Annotated in this window: 17 protein-coding genes and 1 tRNA gene; 12 read left to right on the top strand and 6 right to left on the bottom strand. The window is 72.8% G+C overall.

Translation table 11 applies throughout. The features are described 5' to 3' along the window. Positions 1-119 precede the first annotated feature (119 nt). The 4 genes from ACZ51D_RS05130 to ACZ51D_RS05115 all read left to right on the top strand — a co-directional run bounded on the left by ACZ51D_RS05130 (position 120) and on the right by ACZ51D_RS05115 (position 4,054). A complete protein-coding gene (locus ACZ51D_RS05130; RefSeq protein WP_465661243.1) occupies positions 120-2,387 on the top strand; it encodes an ATP-dependent DNA helicase UvrD2 in 2,268 nt (755 codons plus the stop codon). A gap of 276 nt (positions 2,388-2,663) precedes the next feature. Continuing rightward, positions 2,664-3,122 carry a hypothetical protein gene (locus tag ACZ51D_RS05125; RefSeq protein ID WP_465661242.1) on the top strand — a complete coding sequence of 153 codons (459 nt, stop codon included), beginning with the start codon at positions 2,664-2,666 and terminating at the stop codon, positions 3,120-3,122. Positions 3,123-3,290: 168 nt separating this feature from the next. Continuing rightward, positions 3,291-3,659 (top strand): WhiB family transcriptional regulator, encoded by a 369-nt coding sequence (locus tag ACZ51D_RS05120; protein WP_396287762.1) that lies wholly within the window; start codon positions 3,291-3,293, stop codon positions 3,657-3,659. Next, positions 3,656-4,054 (top strand): hypothetical protein, encoded by a 399-nt coding sequence (locus ACZ51D_RS05115; RefSeq protein ID WP_465617495.1) that lies wholly within the window; start codon positions 3,656-3,658, stop codon positions 4,052-4,054. The genes ACZ51D_RS05120 and ACZ51D_RS05115 overlap by 4 nt, the downstream gene beginning before the upstream one ends. Positions 4,055-4,168: 114 nt before the next feature. Here ACZ51D_RS05115 and ACZ51D_RS05110 read toward each other — a convergent pair whose 3' ends face one another. Both ACZ51D_RS05110 and ACZ51D_RS05105 read right to left on the bottom strand, forming a co-directional pair. Beyond that, positions 4,169-5,617 (bottom strand): ABC1 kinase family protein, encoded by a 1,449-nt coding sequence (locus tag ACZ51D_RS05110; RefSeq protein WP_465617497.1) that lies wholly within the window; start codon positions 5,615-5,617, stop codon positions 4,169-4,171. Between the two features lie 199 nt (positions 5,618-5,816). Continuing rightward, entirely contained in the window at positions 5,817-6,539 is a 723-nt protein-coding gene (locus ACZ51D_RS05105; RefSeq protein WP_465617499.1) for a TetR/AcrR family transcriptional regulator, read from the bottom strand. Positions 6,540-6,696: 157 nt separating this feature from the next. Here ACZ51D_RS05105 and ACZ51D_RS05100 point away from each other — a divergent pair, with 157 nt between their 5' ends. After that, the gene (locus ACZ51D_RS05100) at positions 6,697-8,223 is read left to right on the top strand and encodes an MFS transporter (RefSeq protein ID WP_465617501.1); all 1,527 of its coding nucleotides are present in this window, start codon (positions 6,697-6,699) and stop codon (positions 8,221-8,223) included. A gap of 133 nt (positions 8,224-8,356) precedes the next feature. On the opposite strand, the gene ACZ51D_RS05095 is transcribed toward ACZ51D_RS05100, so the two are convergent. Next, the gene (locus tag ACZ51D_RS05095) at positions 8,357-9,445 is read right to left on the bottom strand and encodes a TOMM precursor leader peptide-binding protein (RefSeq protein WP_465617502.1); all 1,089 of its coding nucleotides are present in this window, start codon (positions 9,443-9,445) and stop codon (positions 8,357-8,359) included. 255 nt (positions 9,446-9,700) lie between these two features. Between ACZ51D_RS05095 and ACZ51D_RS05090 the strand changes: the two genes are divergently transcribed. Continuing rightward, a complete protein-coding gene (locus tag ACZ51D_RS05090) occupies positions 9,701-10,450 on the top strand; it encodes a M48 metallopeptidase family protein (protein WP_465617504.1) in 750 nt (249 codons plus the stop codon). Positions 10,451-10,540: 90 nt separating this feature from the next. On the opposite strand, the gene ACZ51D_RS05085 is transcribed toward ACZ51D_RS05090, so the two are convergent. Together ACZ51D_RS05085 and ACZ51D_RS05080 are read right to left on the bottom strand one after the other, a co-directional pair. After that, positions 10,541-11,128, bottom strand: a complete 588-nt coding sequence (locus ACZ51D_RS05085; RefSeq protein ID WP_465617506.1) for an NUDIX hydrolase — start codon at positions 11,126-11,128, stop codon at positions 10,541-10,543. Beyond that, positions 11,125-12,675: a zinc-dependent metalloprotease gene (locus ACZ51D_RS05080; protein WP_465617508.1), complete on the bottom strand. Its 1,551-nt coding sequence runs from the start codon at positions 12,673-12,675 to the stop codon at positions 11,125-11,127. The genes ACZ51D_RS05085 and ACZ51D_RS05080 overlap by 4 nt, the downstream gene beginning before the upstream one ends. Before the next feature lie 198 nt (positions 12,676-12,873). Between ACZ51D_RS05080 and ACZ51D_RS05075 the strand changes: the two genes are divergently transcribed. From ACZ51D_RS05075 to ACZ51D_RS05060, 4 genes are all read left to right on the top strand, one after another. Continuing rightward, the gene (locus tag ACZ51D_RS05075; protein ID WP_396287760.1) at positions 12,874-14,022 is read left to right on the top strand and encodes an NAD-dependent epimerase/dehydratase family protein; all 1,149 of its coding nucleotides are present in this window, start codon (positions 12,874-12,876) and stop codon (positions 14,020-14,022) included. 175 nt (positions 14,023-14,197) lie between these two features. Continuing rightward, on the top strand, positions 14,198-14,638 hold the full coding sequence (locus tag ACZ51D_RS05070) for a molybdenum cofactor biosynthesis protein MoaE (RefSeq protein ID WP_360505616.1): 441 nt from the start codon (positions 14,198-14,200) through the stop codon (positions 14,636-14,638). Between the two features lie 336 nt (positions 14,639-14,974). Continuing rightward, entirely contained in the window at positions 14,975-15,148 is a 174-nt protein-coding gene (locus tag ACZ51D_RS05065; protein ID WP_465661241.1) for a hypothetical protein, read from the top strand. Between the two features lie 42 nt (positions 15,149-15,190). After that, positions 15,191-16,300, top strand: a complete 1,110-nt coding sequence (locus tag ACZ51D_RS05060) for a YlbL family protein (protein WP_360505622.1) — start codon at positions 15,191-15,193, stop codon at positions 16,298-16,300. Positions 16,301-16,329: 29 nt separating this feature from the next. On the opposite strand, the gene ACZ51D_RS05055 is transcribed toward ACZ51D_RS05060, so the two are convergent. Beyond that, on the bottom strand, positions 16,330-16,902 hold the full coding sequence (locus tag ACZ51D_RS05055) for a PPA1309 family protein (RefSeq protein WP_360505625.1): 573 nt from the start codon (positions 16,900-16,902) through the stop codon (positions 16,330-16,332). Positions 16,903-17,126: 224 nt separating this feature from the next. Between ACZ51D_RS05055 and ACZ51D_RS05050 the strand changes: the two genes are divergently transcribed. Further along, positions 17,127-20,132 (top strand): UPF0182 family membrane protein, encoded by a 3,006-nt coding sequence (locus tag ACZ51D_RS05050; protein ID WP_465661417.1) that lies wholly within the window; start codon positions 17,127-17,129, stop codon positions 20,130-20,132. A gap of 91 nt (positions 20,133-20,223) precedes the next feature. Continuing rightward, positions 20,224-20,297 (top strand) — tRNA-Met (locus ACZ51D_RS05045). Positions 20,298-20,659 lie beyond the last annotated feature (362 nt).

Raw genomic sequence — 20,659 nt, 5'->3', positions numbered from 1 at the left:
AACGTTCACCGGACGACGGGCATTCCGGACCGCCATCGACCGCACTGCGGAGTGATCATCCTGCGATCACACCGGGCCTGTGGACAACCCCGCCCCCGTTGTCCCACCGGGCTGAGAAGATGGAACGCATGCAGGAAGACCTCTTGAGCGGCAGCCCGTACGACGCCCCCCACGGCTCCCCCTGGGCCGACCCCGGCGCCGCGACGGGCCCCGACGCCGTGCTCGCCGGGCTCGACCCCGAGCAGCGCGCCGTCGCCACCGCCCTGCAGGGCCCGGTCTGCGTCCTCGCCGGCGCCGGCACGGGCAAGACCCGCGCCATCACGCACCGCATCGCGTACGGCGTGCGCAGCGGCGTCTACCACCCCCAGCAGGTCCTCGCCGTCACCTTCACCGCCCGCGCCGCCGGCGAGATGCGCGGCCGCCTGCGCCAGCTCGGCGCCGAGGGCGTCCAGGCCCGCACCTTCCACGCCGCCGCCCTGCGCCAGCTCCAGTACTTCTGGCCCCGCGCCGTCGGCGGCCCGGTCCCCCAGCTCCTCGAGCGCAAGGTCCAGCTCGTCGCCGAGGCCGCCGGCCGCTGCGGCCTGCGCGTCCAGCGCACCGAACTGCGCGACCTCACCGCCGAGATCGAATGGGCCAAGGTCACCCAGATCAGCCCCGAGGACTACCCCGTCGCCGTCGCCAAGTCCGGCCGCGAAGCCGCCCGCGACCCGGCCGAGACCGCCCAGGTCTACCGCGTCTACGAGGAGACCAAGAGCCGCCGCGGCAACATCGACTTCGAGGACGTCCTGCTCCTCACCGCCGCCATCCTGGAGGACCGCCCGGACATCGCCGACCAGGTCCGCTCCCAGTACCGGCACTTCACCGTCGACGAGTACCAGGACGTCTCCCCGCTCCAGCAGCGCCTGCTCGACCAGTGGACCGGCCCCGACGGCGGCGCCAGCCTCTGCGTCGTCGGCGACGCCAGCCAGACCATCTACTCCTTCACCGGCGCCACCCCCGACTACCTGCTGAACTTCCGCGGCCGCCACCCCGAGGCCACGGTCGTCAAACTCGTCCGCGACTACCGCTCCACCCCGCAGGTGGTCCACCTCGCCAACGGACTGCTCGCCCAGGCCCGCGGCGAAGCCGCCCGCCACCGCCTCGAACTCGTCTCCCAGCGCGAAGCCGGCCCCGAACCCGTCTACACCGAGTACGAGGACGAACCCACCGAGGCCGAGACCACCGCCCGCCGGATCAAGGACCTCCTGGCCACCGGCGTGCGCGCCAGCGAGATCGCCGTCCTCTTCCGCACCAACGGCCAGTCCGAGGTCTACGAGCAGGCCCTCGCCGACCTCGGCGTCCCCTACCAGCTCAAGGGCGCCGAACGGTTCTTCGAGCGCCCCGAGGTCCGCGACGCCGGAGTCCTGCTGCGCGGCGCCGCCCGCGCCGCCTCCGACCCGCTCACCGACGGCGCCCCCGACCTCGCCGGACAGGTCCGCGCCGTCCTCGCGACCCGCGGCTTCACCCCCGAGCCCCCGGCCGGCTCCGGCGCCGTCCGCGACCGCTGGGAGTCCCTCGCCGCCCTCGTCCGCCTCGCCGAGGAGTTCGAGCGCACCCGCACCGCCGCCGGCCAGGGCACCGACCTCGCCGCCTACGTCACCGAACTCGACGCCCGCGCCGCCGCCCAGCACGCCCCCGCCGTCGAGGGCGTCACCCTCGCCTCCCTGCACGCCGCCAAGGGCCTCGAGTGGGACGCCGTCTTCCTCGTCGGCCTCACCGAGGGCACCCTGCCGATCATCTATGCCAAGACCGACGAGCAGGTCGAGGAGGAACGCCGTCTGCTCTACGTCGGCGTCACCCGCGCCCGCAAGCACCTCAGCCTCTCCTGGGCCCTCTCCCGCTCCCCGGGCGGCCGGGCCAGCCGCAAGCCCAGCCGCTTCCTCGACGGGTTGCGGCCGGGCTCCTCCGCACCCGGCGCGCGGACCGGCGCGCGTGGCGGTCGCGGGGGCGTCGAGCCCGGCGAGCGCTCCGCCGCCCGGCGGGTCCGCGGACCGGTCACGTGCCGGGTCTGCGACCGGGTGCTCACCGAGGCCGTCGAACGCAAGCTGCGCCGCTGCGAGAGCTGCCCGTCCACGATGGACGAGGGGCTCTACGAGCGGCTGCGCGAGTGGCGGGCCCGGCAGGCCAAGGAGCAGGGCGCCCCGGCCTACGTGGTGTTCACCGACGCGACGCTGATGGCGATCGCCGAGGACGTGCCCGCCAGCCGCGGGGAACTGGCCTCGATCTCGGGGGTCGGCGCGATGAAGCTGGACAAGTACGGGGCCGCCGTGCTCTCGTTGTGTGCGGGGGAGGAGCCCGAGGAGGATCCGGACGGCGTCGAGGACGACGGTTCGGTCGATCCGGCGTGAGCCGGCACGGGCGCGGTCCAGGGGACTGCTCGGGGGACTTCGAAACCGGCTGCGGAGCGCGCCGTGGAACTCACCGCGAAAAATAGTTTGCGCGGCGTACCGGGAGCGCAATAGCCTGCCGGGGCGGTCAAGGGGACGCGATCGCACGGGGTGACACCTGTGCCGGTTCCCCTGCACCCACAGCTTCACTGCTTCACTGCTTTACCGAGACAGACATCCGAACATTCGGAGCCGGGGAAACCTGGCTCCGCGAGACGCCGAGAGGAGGCGAGCACAGTGGGAAACATCATGATCACCAAAATGACTGGCCAGACCGTTGTCGCTGCCTCCCTGCGTGCCGCCCGTCTGCGGGCGCTCGCCGAGCTCGGTGGAACCGGTCTGGGTCTCGACACCACCGGTGTCTCCGTCATCTCCGCTGTCAGTGGTCTCGGACACACTGATCTGTGCCTCACGGGCAGCAGGAGCATCGAAGGCGCCGTCGTCGAGACCGGTCTGTCCCGTGACTGGGCGCCGGTCGGCACGTCGCGCTCCCCGCGCGATGAGCGACCGACCCAGGCACCGAAGGCAGCCGTAGCCGCCGCCCTGCATGGCGGCTATGCGCAGGTCATCGGTGCCGGAAACCCCCAGAAGCAGAACGAGCAGCAGATCAACCAGGCCATGGCCGCCTTCAACGGCGCCAAGGCCATCCGGATGCGGGCCTTCCGCGGGCCTGAACCCTGGAGAGAACGAACCTGAGTCAGCCTCAGGTCGGCACCTCCAGGGCCGCGGAACCCGTCACCACCGGGATCCGCGGCCCTTCTGTTTTGTCCGGTACGCAAGACCACCCAGGCCCTCCGGGGCCTCCGGCCCAGCACCACCAGTCGACTGGGCCGGAACCACTGAGAAGACGAGGAAGACGCCACAGTGTCCACGGTCATCACACCGCCCACCCCGTCCGTACCGCCGACAAGCCAGATCACCAAGGCCGACCAGGCCGACCCCCCGGAGGTTCTTTCCATGCAGATCACCTCGATCGAGCAGGCCGAAGCGCTCGGTCTCCCCATCCCGTGCCGCGCCTTCGACCCCGAGGTCTTCTTCGCCGAGACGCCCGCCGACGTCGAGTACGCGAAGTCCCTCTGTGGTACCTGCCCGGTGAAGGACTCCTGCCTGACCGGCGCCCTCGAGCGGCGTGAGCCGTGGGGCGTCTGGGGCGGCGAGCTGTTCGTCCAGGGTGTCGTCGTGGCCCGCAAGCGGCCGCGTGGCCGCCCGCGCAAGACCGAGGTCATGGCGTGAACCCCGCCGACCAGGCCAGGGTCGTCCGCCGGGGAGAGCAGCCCCCGCTGGACAGCGCCCTCCGCCGATCCGTGCGGATCGCCGCCGCCAAGGCCGACGCCGCAGCCCGTACCCCGTTCCCGAGCACGCACCCCGAGCAGGACCACGACATGAACCCCGCCGCCGTCGATCCCACCGCCCGCGCCGAGCAGGCCACCGAACGTCAGACCCAGAACAGGATCCTCGAAATGCAACTCCTCCACGAATCCCTGGCCCGAGCCCATATGCAAGACAGGCTCCACGAGGCCGAGAACCAACGGCTCGTCAGCCGGGTCGTCCGGGCCCACAAGCTCAGGCAGCGGGCCGAGCGGGCCTCGCTGCGGGCCCGCAAGGCCCTCGCCGTGGCGCTGATGTAGTGCCAGCGGGCCCTCGGGCCATTTCGCTTGACCCCCGTCGTGCCGCAGGCCGCTCCCCGAAGGTGGGGAGCGGCCTGCGGCCGTTGGGGCCGGCGGCGGGGCCGGCGCGTTCCGTCAGCTCTTCGGGACGCGGGGGGAGCCGGTGCTCTTGCGGGCCTTCGGCTTCTCCGGAACCAGCGGCTTTTCCGGCTTTTCCGTCTTCTCCGGTCGCTGCGGCCGTCGCGGCCGGACCGCCCGGTCGGCGAACTCGGGCAGCCACTCCAGCATCTCCGCGCGGAACGGCGCCTTGGCGCCCAGCTGGCAGAGCACACCGATGGTGCTCAGCGTCACCCGGTGGATCAGCAGGTAGGCGGGCGGCAGGTTGAGCTGCTTGCCCAGGTTGTAGGCGGGCGAGCGCGGATCGGCGATCCGGGCCGCCTGGGCACGCATCCACGCCCGGGTGAAGTGGAAGTTCTCCACCGCGGCCGGCTCGATGATCGGCAGCAGGTAGTCCAGCACCGCGTCCGCGTCCAGCCGGATCGAGGGCTTCACGAAGCCCTCCTCGCGCAGCATCTTCAGGACGCCCGCCGCGTCCCCGTCCAGCGCCATCCGCAGCGAGGCCCCGATCGGCGCGGGCAGGCCGCCCGGCAGCCGGTCCACCGTGCCGAAGTCCAGCACGCCCAGCCGCCAGCCGGACACCGGGCCGTCGTCCTTCAGCAGCCGGAAGTTGCCCGGGTGCGGGTCCGCGTGCAGCAGGCCGGTCCGGGACGGGCCGGCGAACAGGAACCGGGCCAGCAGCTGCCCGGCGCGGTCGCGCTCCTCCTGGGTGCCGCGCGCGATCACCTCGGCCAGCGGGGTGCCGTCCATCCACTCGGTGACCAGCACCTGGTCGGCCTGCGCCACCACGCCCGGCACCACGATGTCCGGGTCGCCGGCGAACTCCTCGGCGTGCCGGCGCTGGGCCTGCGACTCCAGCTCGTAGTCCAGCTCCTCCGAGACCCGCTCGCGCAGTTCGGCGATCAGCGGCTTGATGTCCAGCCCCGGGATCAGCGGGCCCAGCAGCCAGGCCACCCGGCTCAGCTGCGACAGGTCCGCGAGCAGCGCGTCGCCCGCGCCCGGGTACTGCACCTTGACCGCGACCCGGCGGCCGTCGTGCCAGACCGCCCGGTGCACCTGGCCGATCGAGGCCGCGGCCGCGGGCCGGTCGTCGAACTCCCGGAACAGCTCGCGCCAGTCGTCCCCGAGCCGCTGGGCGAGCGCGGTGTGCACCTTGGCGGCGGGCATCGGGGGAGCGGCGTCCTGCAGCTTGGTGAGCGCCGCCCGGTACGGACCGGCGACCTCCTCCGGCAGTGCGGCCTCGAAGACGGACAGCACCTGCCCGAACTTCATCGCCCCGCCCTTGAGCTCGCCGAGGACCTTGAACAGCTGGTCGGCGGTGGCCTGTTGCAGCTCGGCGGTGACCACCTCGGCGGAGCGGCCGCCGATCCGCCTGCCCAGGCCGAGCGTGGCGCGACCGGCTATCCCCAGCGGCAGGGCGGCGAGCCGTGCCGTGCGGGTCACTGCCTTGCGCGGAAGATCGCTCACCCCTGGCCTCCAATCCCTGGCCCCCCGACACCGGACGGCCGACCATCACTACGCCATTGTGCCCGCTCCCCGCGCCGCGCCCGCCGGAATTCCGCGAGGTGGGGCGGGGAGCGCCGTCCCTTTGCGGGGAGTTGGGCGGCTTGGTCCGGTCGGCCGGGGTCGGCCGGGGTGGGCCGGGCAGGCCGAGGGGCGGCCGGGGTCAGCGGGGCAGGCGCAGGGCGAGGCCGTCCAGGACGACCTCCAGGCCGTAGGCGAACTTGGCGTTGCGGACCTCGGCCGGGTCGGTGAGCGCGGCGGCGGCCGCGTAGGCGTCGGCGAGATGGGCGTAGTCGGCGCTGGCCTGCTGGGCGGCGGGCATCAGGCGGGCGATGAAGTCGGCCTCGCTCTCCCCGGAGCGGGCGACGGTGGTGAGCCAGGCCGCCTCGGTCGTGCTCATCCCGACGACGTAGGAGATGAGCGTGTCGATCGCCCGGACCGGCTCGGGGAAACCGACGGCGGCGAAGAAGGCGGTCAGCCGCTCGCCGTAGGACGCCAGGTTGGGGCCGAGGTAGGCGAGGCCGGCCTGGCCCAGCACGGAGGACAGCCAGGGGTGGCGCAGGGCCGTCGTCCGGAAGGCCTCGGCGGCCTCGGTGGCGGCGGCCCGCCAGTCGGGGCTGTCGGCGGGCGGCAGGGCCATCTCGCCGAAGACCTCGTCCACCGCGAGTTCCATCAGCTCGTCCTTGGTCGCGACGTGCCGGTAGAGGGAGGTGGCGCCCGCGTTGAGGCGGGTGGCGAGCTTGCGCATGCTCAGGGCCTCGGTGCCGTCGGCGTCCAGCATGGTGATCGCCTCGCGCACGATCGAGGCCCGGCTGAGGGCGGGCTGGTCGGGCTCGCGCTGTTGGCGGGCCCACACGGACGGGATCGGGTTCGTTCGGGCGGCCATGGGCTGCTCCTCCTCCTACGTGCTGCGTACACCGTTCGCATCGAGCGTACAGGAGTCAGTGGTTGCGCACACTGTTCCGCCATGCGTACAGTGTTCGCATCGACGGAACGCAGTGCGCACCGAAGGAACGGTGTGCGCGATTGGGGAGGGGAAGCTAATGTCAGCCGACAACGTGACCGAGGCCGGGGGCCGCAACCCGCACCGCTGGTGGATCCTGATCGTGCTCTGCCTGAGCTCGCTCGTGCTGGTGATCGACAGCATGGCCCTGACCGTCGCGGTCCCCTCGATGACCACCGACCTCGGCGCGAGTGCCCAGGACACCCAGTGGATCCTCGACTCCTACGTCCTGGTCTTCGCCGGCCTGCTGCTCACCTCCGGCAGCCTCGGCGACCGCTTCGGCCGCCGGAAGGTCATGATCATCGGATTGCTGCTCTTCGGAGCGGCCTCGCTCGCCGCGACCTTCTGCGCCAGCCCTGCCGAGGTCATCGTCGCCCGGATCGCGATGGGCGTCGGCGGCGCGCTGATCATGCCCTCGACGCTGTCGATCCTCATCACCGTCTTCGACGGGGACGAGCGCAACAAGGCGATGGCCGCCTGGGGTTCGGTCTCGATGCTGGGGCTGGTCGGCAGCCCGGTGCTCGGCGGCGTGCTGATCGCCCACTTCTCGTGGCACTCGATCTTCTTCATCAACGTCCCGGTGGTGGCGCTGGCGATCCTGGCGGGCCTGCTGCTGATGCCGGAGTCCAAGGGGCCGTGGCAGAAGCCCGACCCGCTGGGCGCGGTGCTGTCGGCCGTCGGCATGACCGCCCTGATCTGGTGGATCATCGAGATCCCGCAGCACGGCGCGTTCGCAGGCCGGGCGCTGGTCACCCTGGTCGTCGCGGTGGCCGCGCTCGTCGGGTTCGTGGTGTGGGAGAACGTCACCGCCGCGCCGATGGTGCCGCTGGCGCTCTTCAAGGCCCGCAACTTCAGCGGGGGTTCGCTGTCGCTGACCCTGGTCCAGATCGGCAACGGCGGGCTGCTGCTGGTGCTCACCCAGTACCTCCAGTTCGTGCTCGGGTACTCGCCGGTCAAGGCGGGCCTCGCGTTCCTGCCGCTGGCCGTCGCGGCACTGCTCGGCAACGGGTTCGGCGCCAAGTTCGCGGCGAAGTTCGGCAACCGGCTGCTGATCCTCGCCGGGATGCTCGTCATGGCCTCCTCGTTCGCGCTGCTGACCACCGTCTCGGCCGACACCGGCTTCGCCGTCCCGTCGGTGGCGCTCGGTCTGCTCGGCCTCGGGGCGGGCCTGGCGATGCCGGCCGCGGTGGGCGCGCTGATGGGGACGATCCCGGCGGAGCAGGCCGGCGTCGGCTCGGCGCTGAACGACACCATCCAGCAGGCGGGCACCGCGCTCGGCATCGCGATCCTGGGCTCGCTGCTGTCGAGCGGCTTCGCGAACGGGATGCCGGCCGGGACGCCGGAGCAGGCGAAGCACTCCATCGCCGGGGCGCTGGCGATCGCCAACGGGGACTCCGGGCTCGTCCGGACCGCCCGGGAGGCCTTCACCGGGGCGATGACGACCACCTTCACGGTCAGCGCGATCGGTGTGCTGGCGGCGGCGCTGGTGGCCACGCTGGTGATGCGGGACCGGAAGGCGGAGGCCGGGGCCGAGGAGAACACCGAGGAGGCGGTGGTCGCCGCCTGAGTCCCGGTCGGACGGAGTCCGGTCGGCGCGTGCACCGGGAAGGCCGGCACCCTGCGGGGTGCCGGCCTCCGGCGCTCTTCGGCGTTCTTCGGCGCTGTGACTCGGCCCCTCGACCCCTCAGCCCGGCGGCCCCTCAGCCCGGTGGCAGCGGTTGCCACAGGCACCCGCAGTCCGGGTGCCCCCGCAGCCGCAGCCGCCGGGCCATCCCGTCACCCGCCGACACCTCGCACCACCCGTCCACACTCGGCGGCCGGCCACCGTCCAGGTACACCTGCACCTGCAGCGCGGCCAGTCCGGCGACCGCCGTGGCCAGGGCCGTGTCGCAGGCCGGCGTACGGGCGCGGCCCGGGCCCTCGTGGGCCAGCTGGGCCAGGACCCGAGGCCAGGCCGCGTCCTCGTCCTCCCTGCGCAGCACCAGGCAGTGCCCGCACGCCGACATCCCGGGGATCACCAGCGGCCCGACGACGCCGAACTCCTCGACCACGCCCACGTACAGGTGCGGCACCCCGGCCCGGAGCAGCAGCCGGGCCTCGTACGTCCCGCCCGCGAAGGCGGCGCTGCCGTCCCGGGGCGCGAGGACCACGAAGTCCGGTGGCGGGTCGCCGGGCCCGCGGCGCGGTGCCGGAGCCGGCGGACGGCCCGCGGCGCGCTGCACCGCCTCCCGGGCCGCCGTCGAGCGCAGCCGCCCGACGTCCCCGGGCGGCAGCCCCGCCGGGGAGCAGTCGCCCGGCGTGACCCGGCCGCCGTCCACGACGGTGACCGTGCCCGTGCCGCCGGCGGCGAGCACCGCCGCCACGGCGGCACCGACCCGGCCCGCGCCGCGTACCTCGATCCGCGCGTCGGCCCGTCGGGCCAGGATCGCCGGTGCGGCGCCCGGGCCGGAGTGGACCAGGGAGAGCGAGGCGAGGTCGGGCCCGAGCAGCTCCCGGTGCGGCTGGGGGAAGCGGGCCAGTGTCCGGTCGGCGGCCTCCGCGTCGTCCAGCAGCCCGGTCTCCGCCAGCTCGGTCAGCAGGGTGTCGGTCGGCTCGCGGCCGAGGCCGATCCGCTCGCCGGCCGCCAGGAGTTCGGGCCGGTCGCGCGTGCCGTCGAGCAGCCCGAGGAACTCGCACAGGGTCGGGTCGGCATTGCCGAGCACCCCCGCGTGGCGGGTGACGGTGCCGAACTGCAGGGTCTCGGAGTCCCGCCAACTGCGGGACAGGGCGGGCTTCAGTGCGAGGCGCACGGCGATCTTCCTCCCGATCGTTTCCGGACGGCTGACCGCAGCATGCCCCATCGGGCCGACGGGGCGTCGAAGGTTTTCCACAGGTCCGTGCACATGATCGGACCAGCGGTTCGCACGCCCTGTGGATAACCGGCCATCCTCCCCGGCGTCGGTTTCCGGACACCCGCCGTCGACATTTCGTTCCCGATCACTCCATGAAAGATTCCGGCCATGGCAGCGGACTTCTGTCCGTGCCACCGGGTAACGTCGTGTGCCATGGCAGCCGAGCGGGACTCCCATCCACCGGCGTCGCGTCGGCGTGCCCGTGCAGCGTCCGGGTCGCAGATCGCGACGCCGAACACGCGCGGCCGCCCGGACCAGCTGCACCCGGACCAGCTGCACCCGGAGCAGCAGCCGAGGTCGGCGCCGCCGCATCCGCCCGTCGGGGCGGTCTCCCCGGAGGCGCTCGACCGCAGCCGGGTCGAGGTGCGGCGCAGCGCCCGCCGCAGTCGTACGGTCTCCGCCTACCGCGAGGGCGACCGCACCGTGGTGCTGATCCCGGCCCGGATGTCGCACGCCGAGGAGCAGCGCTGGGTCGCGCAGATGCTGGAGAAGCTCGCCGCCCAGGAGTCCCGGCGGATCCCCGGGGACGAGGCCCTGATGACCCGGGCCCGTGAGCTGTCGGCCGCCTACCTGGAGGCCCGCGCCCATCCCCGCCAGGTCCGCTGGGTCACCAACCAGAACTCGCGCTGGGGCTCCTGCACCCCGAGCGAGGGCACGATCCGCCTCTCCCACCGTCTCCAGGGCATGCCGGAGTACGTGCTGGACTACGTGCTGCTGCACGAGCTGGCGCACCTGCTGGTGCCGGACCACGGTCCGGCGTTCTGGGCCCTGCTGGAGGCCTACCCCCGGACCGAGCGGGCCCGCGGCTACCTGGAGGGCGTGGTCTCGGCGGCCCGGCTGCCGCACATCCCCGGTGCCCGGCACGCCGACCAGGGGTCCGACCCGGCCACCTCCTGCGGCTGACGCGCCCCGGGGGGCGGCGGAAGCCGACCGGAGGACGACAAGAAGGGGGCGCGGGCCGTATCGGCCCGCGCCCCCTTCCGCTGTCGCACCTCAGCCGGTCAGCTGCCGCGCCCGGGCCACCAGATCGCGCACCGAGTGGTCGGTGAGCTCCGGCAGCCCGTCGTAGTCGAACCAGCGCAGGTCCAGCGACTCCTCGCTGATCAGCGCCTGCGCGCCGGCCGGGGCCACCGCGATGAACTGGACGTCGAGGTGGGTGTTCTCCGGCCGGTCCTTGCCGGTGCAGCGGACCACGTGCCGGTCCAGCTTGGCCGGGACCGGGGCGCCGTCCGCCTCCAGCAGGACCAGGTCGGGGATGCCGGACTCCTCGACGGCCTCGCGCAGCGCGGCCGAGGCGAGGTCGCGGTCGGCGGGCTCGCAGTGCCCGCCCATCTGCAGCCACATGCCGACCTTGGGGTGCAGGGTGAGCAGCACCCGCCCGGCGGCCGGGTCGACGACGGCCGCGCTCGCGGTGATGTGCGCGGGCAGGCAGGACCGGTACATGCCCTCGGGCTGCGCGGCCAGGTGCGCCAGGTAGTCGAGCCGCAGCCGCTCCTGGTCCTCCTCGGCGGGGCGCCACGCGGACAGCGTGCGGACGGCGTCCGCGTGCAAGGGGGACGCGGACGTTCCGGGGTCCGTCATGCGGTGGGCTCGCCCTTCCCGTCGGTGTCGGTGCCGTCGGTCTTCGGCTTGCCGTCGTCCTCGGAGAGGTCGTCGTCCTTGCCGAGGTCGGGGCCCTTGGTGAGGTCGGGCTTGCCGGCCGCGGCCTCGCCGAGCAGCCTGTCGATCGCGTCGAAGTCGAGCCCGCCCTCCAGGCCGTCCGCGGTGCCCCGGTGCACGAAGGCGTCCGGGTCGTCGAGGTCGGCGGCGGTGGGCAGCATGTCCGGGTGCTCCCAGAGCGCGTCGCGGCCCTCGACGCCGCGGGCGTCGGCGAGCAGCGCCCACAGCCGGGAGGCGTCCCGCAGGCGGCGCGGGCGCAGCTCCAGGCCGACCAGGGTGGCGAAGGTCTGCTCGGCGGGCCCGCCGGCCGCGCGGCGCCGGCGGACGGTCTCGCGCAGCGCGCCGGCCTGCGGCAGGTGCGGTTCGGCGGCGGCGTGCACGACGGCGTCGACCCAGCCCTCGACCAGCGCGAGCGCGGTCTCCAGGCGGGCGAGCGCGGCCTTCTGCTCGGGGGTGTCCTCGGGCTGGAGCAGGCCGCCGGCGAGCGCGTCCTGGAGCGCCTCGGGGTTGCTCGGGTCGAGCTGGCCGACGAGCTCCTCCATGCGGGAGGTGTCGACCTTGATGCCGCGCGCGTAGGCCTCGACGGCGCCCAGCAGGTGGGCGCGCAGCCACGGCACATGGGCGAAGAGTCGCTGGTGGGCGGCCTCGCGCAGGGCGAGGTAGAGGCGGACCTCGTCGGCGGGCACGCTCAGGCCCTCGCCGAACTCGGCGACGTTCTGCGGCAGCAGCGCGGCCTGGCCGGCCGGGGCGAGCGGCAGGCCGACGTCGGCGGAGCCGACCACCTCGGCGGCGAGCGCGCCGAGGGCCTGGCCGATCTGGGTGCCGAACATGGCGCCGCCCATGGAGCGCATCATGCCCATCAGCGGGCCGGCCATGGCCTGCATCTCCTCGGGCAGGATGCCGCCCATGGCGTTGCCGACGCGCTCGGCGACCGGGTCGACCAGGTCCTTCCAGACCGGGAGAGTGGCCTCGATCCACTCGGCGCGGCTCCAGGCGACGGCGGTGCCGGCGCCGGAGGGGAACTCGGTGGCGCCGTCGAGCCACAGGTCGGCCAGGCGGACGGCCTCGGCGACGGCGGAGCGCTCGGCGGCGCTGACCGAGCGGTCCTTGCTCTTGCCCTCGGCGGGCTCGGCGACGACGCTCTGGCGGGCGATGTTCTTGGCGAGGTCCCAGTTCACCGGGCCGCCCTCGAACGAGAGCATCTGCCCGAGCTGCTGGAACGCGGCGCCGAGGTCGCCGGGGTTCATGCCGCCGAACATCGCGGCGAAGGGGTTGTCGGCGCCGCCGGGGCCGCCCGGGGCACCGGGCATCCCGAACATCGCGCCGAAGGGGTTGCCGCCCCCGAAGCCGAACTGCTGCGGGCCGGAGGCGGACTGGTCCTGGTCCTTCTTCTGCGCGTCGTCGGGCTTGGCCTTGCCGTCCTCGGGCTCCTCGGGCGGAACGCCGAATCCGAAGGGAAGGTCGCTCACGGGGTCCTCGATCCGGTCGGCCGTCATGCGGGTGTGGCGGAAAAGTCTGCGCCCGGGGCGGTGGCGGAGTGGGGGACTCGGGGGCGGCTCCCGCGCGGCAGGTCCGCGCCGGGTGCACCGCCGGGCCTTCGCCTCGGGCAGGATGGACGTACGTGACACACGTCCGTACGCACATAAGCTAACCGTGGAGGATGGCCGGTGAGTTCCCCGCCCTCGGACGTTCGCTCTGGGCTGACCGGAGGAGAGGAGGCGTCGGACACCACGGCGTCGCCGCCTCCAGCCTACGGCGGACGGCCGCTGACCGTGGCGGTGACGGGCGCCGCGGGTGTGCTGGGGGAGCGGGTCGCGGCGCGACTGGTGGCCTCCCCGCACGTGAAGAAGGTCCTGGCGGTCGACGACCGGCGCGGCGAGGTCCCGGGCGTGCAGTGGCGGGTGCTGGACGTACGGGACCCGGCGGTGGCCGAGCGGCTGGTCGGGGTCGACGTGGTGGTGCACCTCGCGATGGACTTCGGCATGGAGTCCGACCCGCGGGCCCGCAGCGCCTACAACGTGCGCGGCGCCCAGACGGTGCTGACCGCGGCCGCGGCCGCCGGGGTGCAGCGGGTGGTGCTGTGCACCTCGGCGATGGTCTACGGCGCGCTGGCCGACAACGAGGTGCCGCTGGCCGAGGACTCCGAGCTGCGGGCGACCGAGGAGGCCTCGCTGGTCGGGGACCTGCTGGAGATCGAGCGGCTGGCCCGCCGCGCGCCGCGCGCCCACCCCGGGCTGCAGGTGACGGTGCTGCGCCCGGCCGTGGTGGTGGGCCCCGGTGTGGACACCGTGCTGACCCGGCACTTCGAGGCGCCCCGGCTGCTGGTGGTGGCCGGCTCCCGCCCGTGCTGGCAGTTCTGCCACGCGGACGACCTGGCGGCGGCGCTGGAGTACGCGGCGCTGGGCCTGGTCGAGGGCGAGGTGACGGTCGGCTGCGACGGCTGGCTGGAGCAGGAGGACGTGGAGCGGCTGTCGGGGATCCGGCGGATGGAGCTGCCGGCCGCGCTGGCGCTCGGGACGGCCGCGCGGCTGCACCGGCTGGGCCTGACCCCGGCGCCGGCCGGGGACCTGGCGTACACGATGTACCCGTGGGTGGTGTCCGGCAGCCGGCTGCACGAGGCGGGGTGGCGCCCGGCGCACACCAACGAGCAGGTGCTGGCCGAGCTGCTGGCCCAGGTGTCCGGCAAGCACGCGGTGGCGGGGCGCCGGTTGGGCGGCAAGGAGGCCGCGACCAGCCTGGGGGCGGCCGGGGCGACGGTGGCGCTGGTCGGTACGGCGGCGCTGGTGCGCCGGGCCCGCAAGCGGCGCCGGTTCTGAGGCGGTGCCCGGTCCGAGGCGGTGCCCGGTCCGAGGCGGTGCCGGGTCCGAGGCGCGCCGCTTCTGAGGCGTGCCGATCGACGGATCGGCGCGGTTTTCTCACGATGCGAAATTTCCACATCGTGATGCGGAAGACACTTGCCTCCGACCGGTCCGGATGAGGAATCATGGGGTCATGTCCGAGAACCACGACCCCATCCGCCTGCTCGCCATCCGCGACACCCCGCTCTCGCTGGACGAGGTGTACGAGGCGGTCGGCGACGACGCGGCCGGCGGCACCACCGTCTTCGTCGGGACGGTCCGTGACCACGACGGCGGCAAGTCGGTCGCCGCGCTGGAGTACAGCTGCCACCCCAACGCCGAGCAGGAGATGCGCCGGATCGCCGAGAAGGTCGTCGCCGACTTCCCGGTCCGGGCGCTCGCCGCGGTCCACCGGGTCGGCCGGCTGGAGATCACCGACAAGGCCGTGATCGTCGCCGTCTCCTGCGCCCACCGCGGCGAGGCCTTCGCGGCCGCCCGCCGGCTGATCGACGACCTCAAGCACGAGGTGCCGATCTGGAAGCACCAGGTCTTCGCCGACGGCGAGGAGGAGTGGGTCGGCGCCGGCAGCTGCTGACGCCGACCGCCCGCACCGCGGCGTCGCACCCGCCGTGAAGCCGCACCCGCCGTGGAGCCGCACCCGCCGTGGAGCCGCACTCGCCGTGGAGCCGCTCGCACCTGCCACGAAGCGGCTTGCGCCGCGGAACCGCCCGCATGTCCCGCGCGTCTGTCGGGTCAGGCGCGCCGGGGCCTCACTCGAACGGGTTCGCGGCGGCGCCCCGAATACTCCCTGGAAGTGAGCCGATCGGCCGTCCCGTAACCCGGACGGCGCCGGCCGCGTTGTCCGCCGGAGTGGTTAATCTGCTCATAGACACGACGAGCTGGGAGTACTGACATGGGTGCGCTCGCCTGGTTGATCATTCCGGTAGTCGCCGTCCTGGCCGCGGCCCTCTGGGCGGGCTGGGCTCAGCGGGCCCCGAGAGCCACGGGGGACCCTGCCTCGCTCGCCGAGCACCGGCGGTTCATGGCCGCCATGGAGCGCACCACAGCGGGGGCCGCCGCCCCCGGTGAGCGTTCCGGCCGGTAGCCCGCCGGGCGTCGCGTCACCCGCGTCCCGTACTGTCGAGGCATGCCACGCCGCTCCGCGACGATGCTCGCTGCCACCCTGCTGCTCATAGCACTGCTCTGCGTCTCGGTGCTGATGAAGGTGCCGTACACGGAGATGAGCCCGGGGCCGACGTACAACACGCTCGGCAACCAGGGCGGCAAGCCGGTGATCAGCGTCGCCGGCCACGACTCCTACCCGACCACCGGGCACCTCAACATGACGACCGTCCAGGTCACCGGGGCCAAGTACGAGCCCAGCCTGGTCAACGCGGTGGTCGGCTGGCTGCGCGACGACGTGCTGGTGGTGCCGCACGACAACGTCTACCCGAAGGGTCAGACGGACGCGGACGCGAAGCAGCAGAACGCCGAGGAGTTCGCCTCCTCCGAGGACAGTGCCCGCACCGCGGCGCTCAAGCAGCTGGGCATCCCGGTCGGCAGCGAGCTGATCGTCAAGTCGGTCACCGCCGGAGCGCCGGCCGAGGGCAAGCTGCACGCGGGCGACCAGATCGTCGCCGTCGACGGGACGCCGGTCGGCTCGGTCGAGCAGGTGGTCGCCGTCGTCACCAAGCACAAGCCGGGCGAGTCGGTGGTCTTCACCGTCGTGCCGCGGGTCAAGGACGCCGCCGGCAACGGCGCCGCCCCGGGGAACCGGACGGACGTGACCGTCCCGACCGTCCGGGCCAGGGACCTCGACCCGAAGGCGCCGGCCGAGCGGGCCGAGCTCGCGGTGGTCGGCATCGGCACCGGGATCCGGCACACCTACCCGTTCCAGATCGACATCGGCCTGCAGGACGTCGGCGGCCCGAGCGCCGGCCTGATGTTCTCGCTCGGCATCATCGACAAGCTGACCCCGGGCGGCGACCTCACCGGCGGCCGGTTCGTCGCGGGCACCGGCACCATCGACGACGACGGCAAGGTCGGCCCGATCGGCGGGATATCGATGAAGCTGATCGCCGCCCGGGACGCGGGGGCCCAGTACTTCTTCACCCCGTCCTCGAACTGCGCCGAGGCGACCAAGAACGTCCCGTCCGGGCTGACCCTGATCAAGACGGACACGCTGGACGGCGCGCTGAAGTCGCTGGAGCAGGTCCGCTCCGGGCAGACCTCCGCGCTGCCGTCCTGCGCCAAGTAGCGCTCGGGGGAAGGCCCCCGGCGACCGTCCTACGAGAAGGTCGCCAGCAGCGCGTCGGTCAGGCCGGGCACCAGGTCCGGGCCGGTCAGCACCTCGCGGGCGACGTCCTTGGAACGCAGCCGCAGGGCGATCTCCTTCTTGCCGTCGCGCAGGACGGCGGCGGTGATCCGCACCTCCTCGCGCTTGGGGTGGTTGGCCACCCAGTCGGCGAGCTGGGCGTCGCTGGCACCCCGCGGGCGGGACTGCTCGGCGCCCGGGGGCAGCATCAGGCGCTCGACGACCAGGGCGCAGCCGGCCACGGCGTCGGGCCAGGCGATGGTGCCGAGGAACTTGTCGAGCTCCATGCCGGCCGGCAGCTCGTCCTGCTCGACCGGGGTCAGGCCGGGCTCGTCGCTGTCGGCGAGGCCGAGCTGCTTGGCGATCCGGGGGTCGGCCTTGCGCAGGGCGGCGCTGTCCACCAGGGCGAACAGCCGGGCCGGGAGGTCCCAGCCGAGGGTGGAGGCGTACTCGTCGATCTCCAGCGCGGCCCGGGTGAGCGGGGAGGCGGCCGGGAGCTTGGAGACGTCGTCGGGGGAGTTGTTGAGATCAGACGCGTCGGACATGCCTCAATCCTCACACGCCGGGCGGGACGCGCTCGCCCGGGCGGTCCGGCGGGGGCCGGGTGGTGCGGACCGGCCCCGGGACACGGTGGGCGGAGACGGCCGGGGGCGGGGCGCCGTCGTAACCGTCTGCTAACGGTGGGAACTCGGCCAAAGCCTGGTTAAGTTGCTCTGACGACCGATCGATATCCAGACGACACAGCTGAGGTGCCACCGTGGTATTCCAGATGCCGGAACGCTCAGGGCCGGGTTTCCGGCGAAGGGTGGGCCCGCCCTCCCGGCGGGCGCGGGTCGCCCTGCTGACCCTGGGCGTACTCGCGGTGCTGTTCCTGCTGTTCGTCATGTTCGCGGGGTTCTGGACGGACTGGCTGTGGTTCAGGTCGGTCCACTACTCCTCGGTCTTCACCACCCAGCTGTGGACGAAGATCGGGCTGTTCGCGGTGTTCGGCCTGCTGATGGCGGCGATCGTCGGCTTCAACATCTGGCTGGCGCACCGGCTTCGGCCGCCGCTGTCGGCGATGTCGGTGGAGCAGCAGAGCCTGGACCGCTACCGGACGGGCCTGGCGCCGTTCAAGCGCTGGGCGCTGATCGGCATCTCGCTGGTGATCGGCCTGGTGGCGGGTGCCGCGGCGTCCGGCCAGTGGCGGACCTGGCTGATGTGGACCAACGCGACGTCCTTCGGGGAGAAGGACGCCCAGTTCGGCATGGACGTCTCCTTCTACGCCTTCGACCTGCCCTTCTACGAGTTCGTGCTGGGCTTCGCGTTCAGCGCGGTGATCGTCTCGCTGCTGACCTCGGCGCTGGTGCACTACCTGTACGGCGGGCTGCGGCTGCAGGGCCCAGGCCGGCGGGCGAGCGCGGGCGCGCAGGGGCACCTGGCGGTGCTGCTGGGCGTGTTCGTGCTGCTGAAGGCCGTCGCCTACTGGCTGGACCGGTACGCGCTGGCGGTCAAGACCGGCGCGTACAAGGGCGTCTCGGGCTGGACGGGCCTGCGCTACGTGGACGCCAACGCGTTCCTGCCGGCCAAGACCATCCTGTTCTTCGTCGCGATCATCTGCGCGGTGCTGTTCTTCCTGACCCCGATCCGCCGCACCTGGGCGCCGGCCCTGATCGGGCTGGGGCTGATGGTGCTGTCGGCGGTGCTGATCGGCGGCCTGTACCCGGCGATCGTGCAGCAGTTCCAGGTCAAGCCGAACGAGCAGGCCAAGGAGACGCCGTACATCCAGAAGAACATCGACGCGACGCGGCAGGCGTACGGGATCGCGGCCGCGCAGACCACGCCGTACAGCCCGCAGGGGTCGACCAACGGTGACGCGCTCAAGCCGGACGCGCAGACCATCGCGGACGTGCGGCTGCTGGACCCGAACATCGTGTCGCAGACGTTCCAGTCGCTGGAGCAGCAGCGCAACTACTACGCCTTCCCGAGCACGCTGGACGTGGACCGGTACGGCAGCGGCGCGGACAAGCAGGACACCGTGATCGGCCTGCGCGAGCTGGACCTCAACGGCGTGCAGCGCAACTGGATCAACGACCACTTCAAGTACACCCACGGCTACGGCGCGGCGGTCGCCAAGGGCAACCAGGTCGACGACAAGGGCGGGCCGGTGTTCACCGAGTCCGGTCTGCCGGCCACCGGCGCGCTCGGCGACTACCAGCAGCGGATCTACTACGGCGAGAAGACGACGACGTACTCGATCGTCGGCGGCGCGAACAAGGAGATCGACTACACCGACACCAAGACCGGCCAGAACGTGGAGTACACGTACGGCGGCGACAGCGGTGTCTCGCTGGACAACCCGGTCACCCGGGCCGCGTACGCGGTGCGCTTCGCCGAGCCGCAGATCCTGTACGCGGGGGCGATCACCGACGGCGCCAAGGTGATCTACAACCGCACGCCGAAGGAGCGGGTGGAGAAGGTCGCGCCGTGGCTGTCGATCGACGCCGACCCGTACCCGGTGGTGCAGAACGGCCACGTGGTGTGGGTGGTGGACGGCTACACCACCTCGGACGGCTTCCCGTTCTCCTCGAAGACGACGCTGGGCGCCGCGACCAAGGACTCGCTGACCAACCAGCGCGGTGAGCTGCTGACCGTCGCCAACCAGGTCAACTACATCCGCAACTCGGTCAAGGCCACGGTGGACGCCTACACCGGCGAGGTGAAGCTCTACCAGTGGGACGAGAAGGACCCGGTCCTGAAGACCTGGATGAAGGCCTTCCCCGGCACCGTCGAGCCCAAGGCGGACATCCCGCAGTCGCTGCTGCCGCACCTGCGCTATCCGCAGGACATGTTCAAGGTGCAGCGCGACCTGCTCGGCCAGTACCACGTGACCGACTCCAACTCCTTCTTCAACGGCAGCGACATCTGGCAGGTCCCGGTGGACCCGACCAGCGACACCAAGCAGGTCCAGCCGCCGTACTACGTGACGGTGCGCACGCCGGACGCCGCCAACGCGAGCTTCTCGCTGACCAGTACCTTCGTGCCCAACGGCCGTCCCAACCTGGCGGCGTTCATGGCCGTCAACGCGGACCCGGGCGACGACTACGGGAAGATCCGCGTCCTGAAGATGACCGGCGAGTCCGGCGCCCCCGGCCCGGGACTGGTGCAGTCGAAGTTCAACTCCCGTCAGGAGGTGGCCTCGCAGATCTACGCCCTGAAGACCGGCGGTGACACCGAGCTCGAGTACGGCAACCTGCTGACCCTGCCGGTCGGCGGCGGCCTGCTCAACGTCGAGCCGGTGTACGTGCGCGGACGCGGCGCCAAGTACCCGACGCTGCAGAAGGTCCTGGCGGTGTACGGGGACGACAACGTGGCGTTCGAGAACACCCTGGAGGCCGCGCTGACGAAGCTGTTCGCCGGGCAGGCCCCGCCGGCCACGCCGGTCGCGCCGTCCAGCCCGGGCGGCGGGACGACCCCGACCTCGCCGACGACGCCGACCTCCCCGACGTCCCCGACGTCCCCGGCGACGCCCACGCCCACCGCGCCGGCCACGCCGGCCCCGGGCGGGACGATCTCGCCGGAGCTGCAGAAGGCGCTGTCCGACGCGGCGAAGGCGTACAACGACAGTCAGACCGCGTTCAAGAACGGCGACTGGGTGGCCTACGGCAACGCCCAGAAGGCGCTCGGCGACGCCCTGAAGGCGGCCGAGGCGGCCCGCGGCGGCCCGGCGCCCACCCCGACCGGTACCCCCGCCCCGGGAGCCACCGGCGGGGGATCACCGAGTCCCCAGCCGTAAGGCCGCGGCAGTAGCCCTCAGCGGTGGCCCGCTGAGCTGCGGTAACCGTTTTCCGTTCCACCCCGCGCCCGTGCTATGGTTCAACTACCGACGCGGGGTGGAGCAGCTCGGTAGCTCGCTGGGCTCATAACCCAGAGGTCGCAGGTTCAAATCCTGTCCCCGCTACAAAGGCCAGAGGCCCGGAGGATCCTTCCTCCGGGCCTCTGGTGTTTCCCGGGGTGTTTTCGCGCAGAAGCGGTGGGAACCGCTCCGGTACTATCGACCGTCGCCAAGGAAGACGGCAGTGGGGTTTGTGAGGTCGAAGTGTCGGGAAATCGACAAAGCGTCGAAGCAATTCCGTCGGCTTCGGGTCGGCCCCACCGGAATTCGGGCGGGGCAGGTGTACGCGGGTAGCGGGTGATGCGACGATGGGACACGTGGGGGACGGTGCACGGCTGCTGATCGGCCGTCGGGTCCGGCGCCTCCCCTGGGAGTCCCCCCGGCCGCACGCCGGGGCACGATGCCGCGACACTCTGGGGGAGCGGGAG

Source organism: Kitasatospora sp. NPDC033851, assembly GCF_055576085.1.
This window is presented reverse-complemented; position numbering and strand designations above follow the sequence as displayed.

Bases quoted from the DNA above. Each gene is read 5' to 3' on its own strand.
- ACZ51D_RS05130 (WP_465661243.1), top strand. From the start codon at position 120: ATGGAACGCATGCAGGAAGACCTCTTGAGCGGCAGCCCGTACGACGCC.
- ACZ51D_RS05105 (WP_465617499.1), bottom strand. From the start codon at position 6,539: ATGGCCGCCCGAACGAACCCGATCCCGTCCGTGTGGGCCCGCCAACAG.
- ACZ51D_RS05100 (WP_465617501.1), top strand. From the start codon at position 6,697: ATGTCAGCCGACAACGTGACCGAGGCCGGGGGCCGCAACCCGCACCGC.
- ACZ51D_RS05090 (WP_465617504.1), top strand. From the start codon at position 9,701: ATGGCAGCCGAGCGGGACTCCCATCCACCGGCGTCGCGTCGGCGTGCC.
- ACZ51D_RS05085 (WP_465617506.1), bottom strand. From the start codon at position 11,128: ATGACGGACCCCGGAACGTCCGCGTCCCCCTTGCACGCGGACGCCGTC.
- ACZ51D_RS05070 (WP_360505616.1), top strand. From the start codon at position 14,198: ATGTCCGAGAACCACGACCCCATCCGCCTGCTCGCCATCCGCGACACC.
- ACZ51D_RS05060 (WP_360505622.1), top strand. From the start codon at position 15,191: ATGCCACGCCGCTCCGCGACGATGCTCGCTGCCACCCTGCTGCTCATA.
- ACZ51D_RS05055 (WP_360505625.1), bottom strand. From the start codon at position 16,902: ATGTCCGACGCGTCTGATCTCAACAACTCCCCCGACGACGTCTCCAAG.
- ACZ51D_RS05050 (WP_465661417.1), top strand. From the start codon at position 17,127: ATGCCGGAACGCTCAGGGCCGGGTTTCCGGCGAAGGGTGGGCCCGCCC.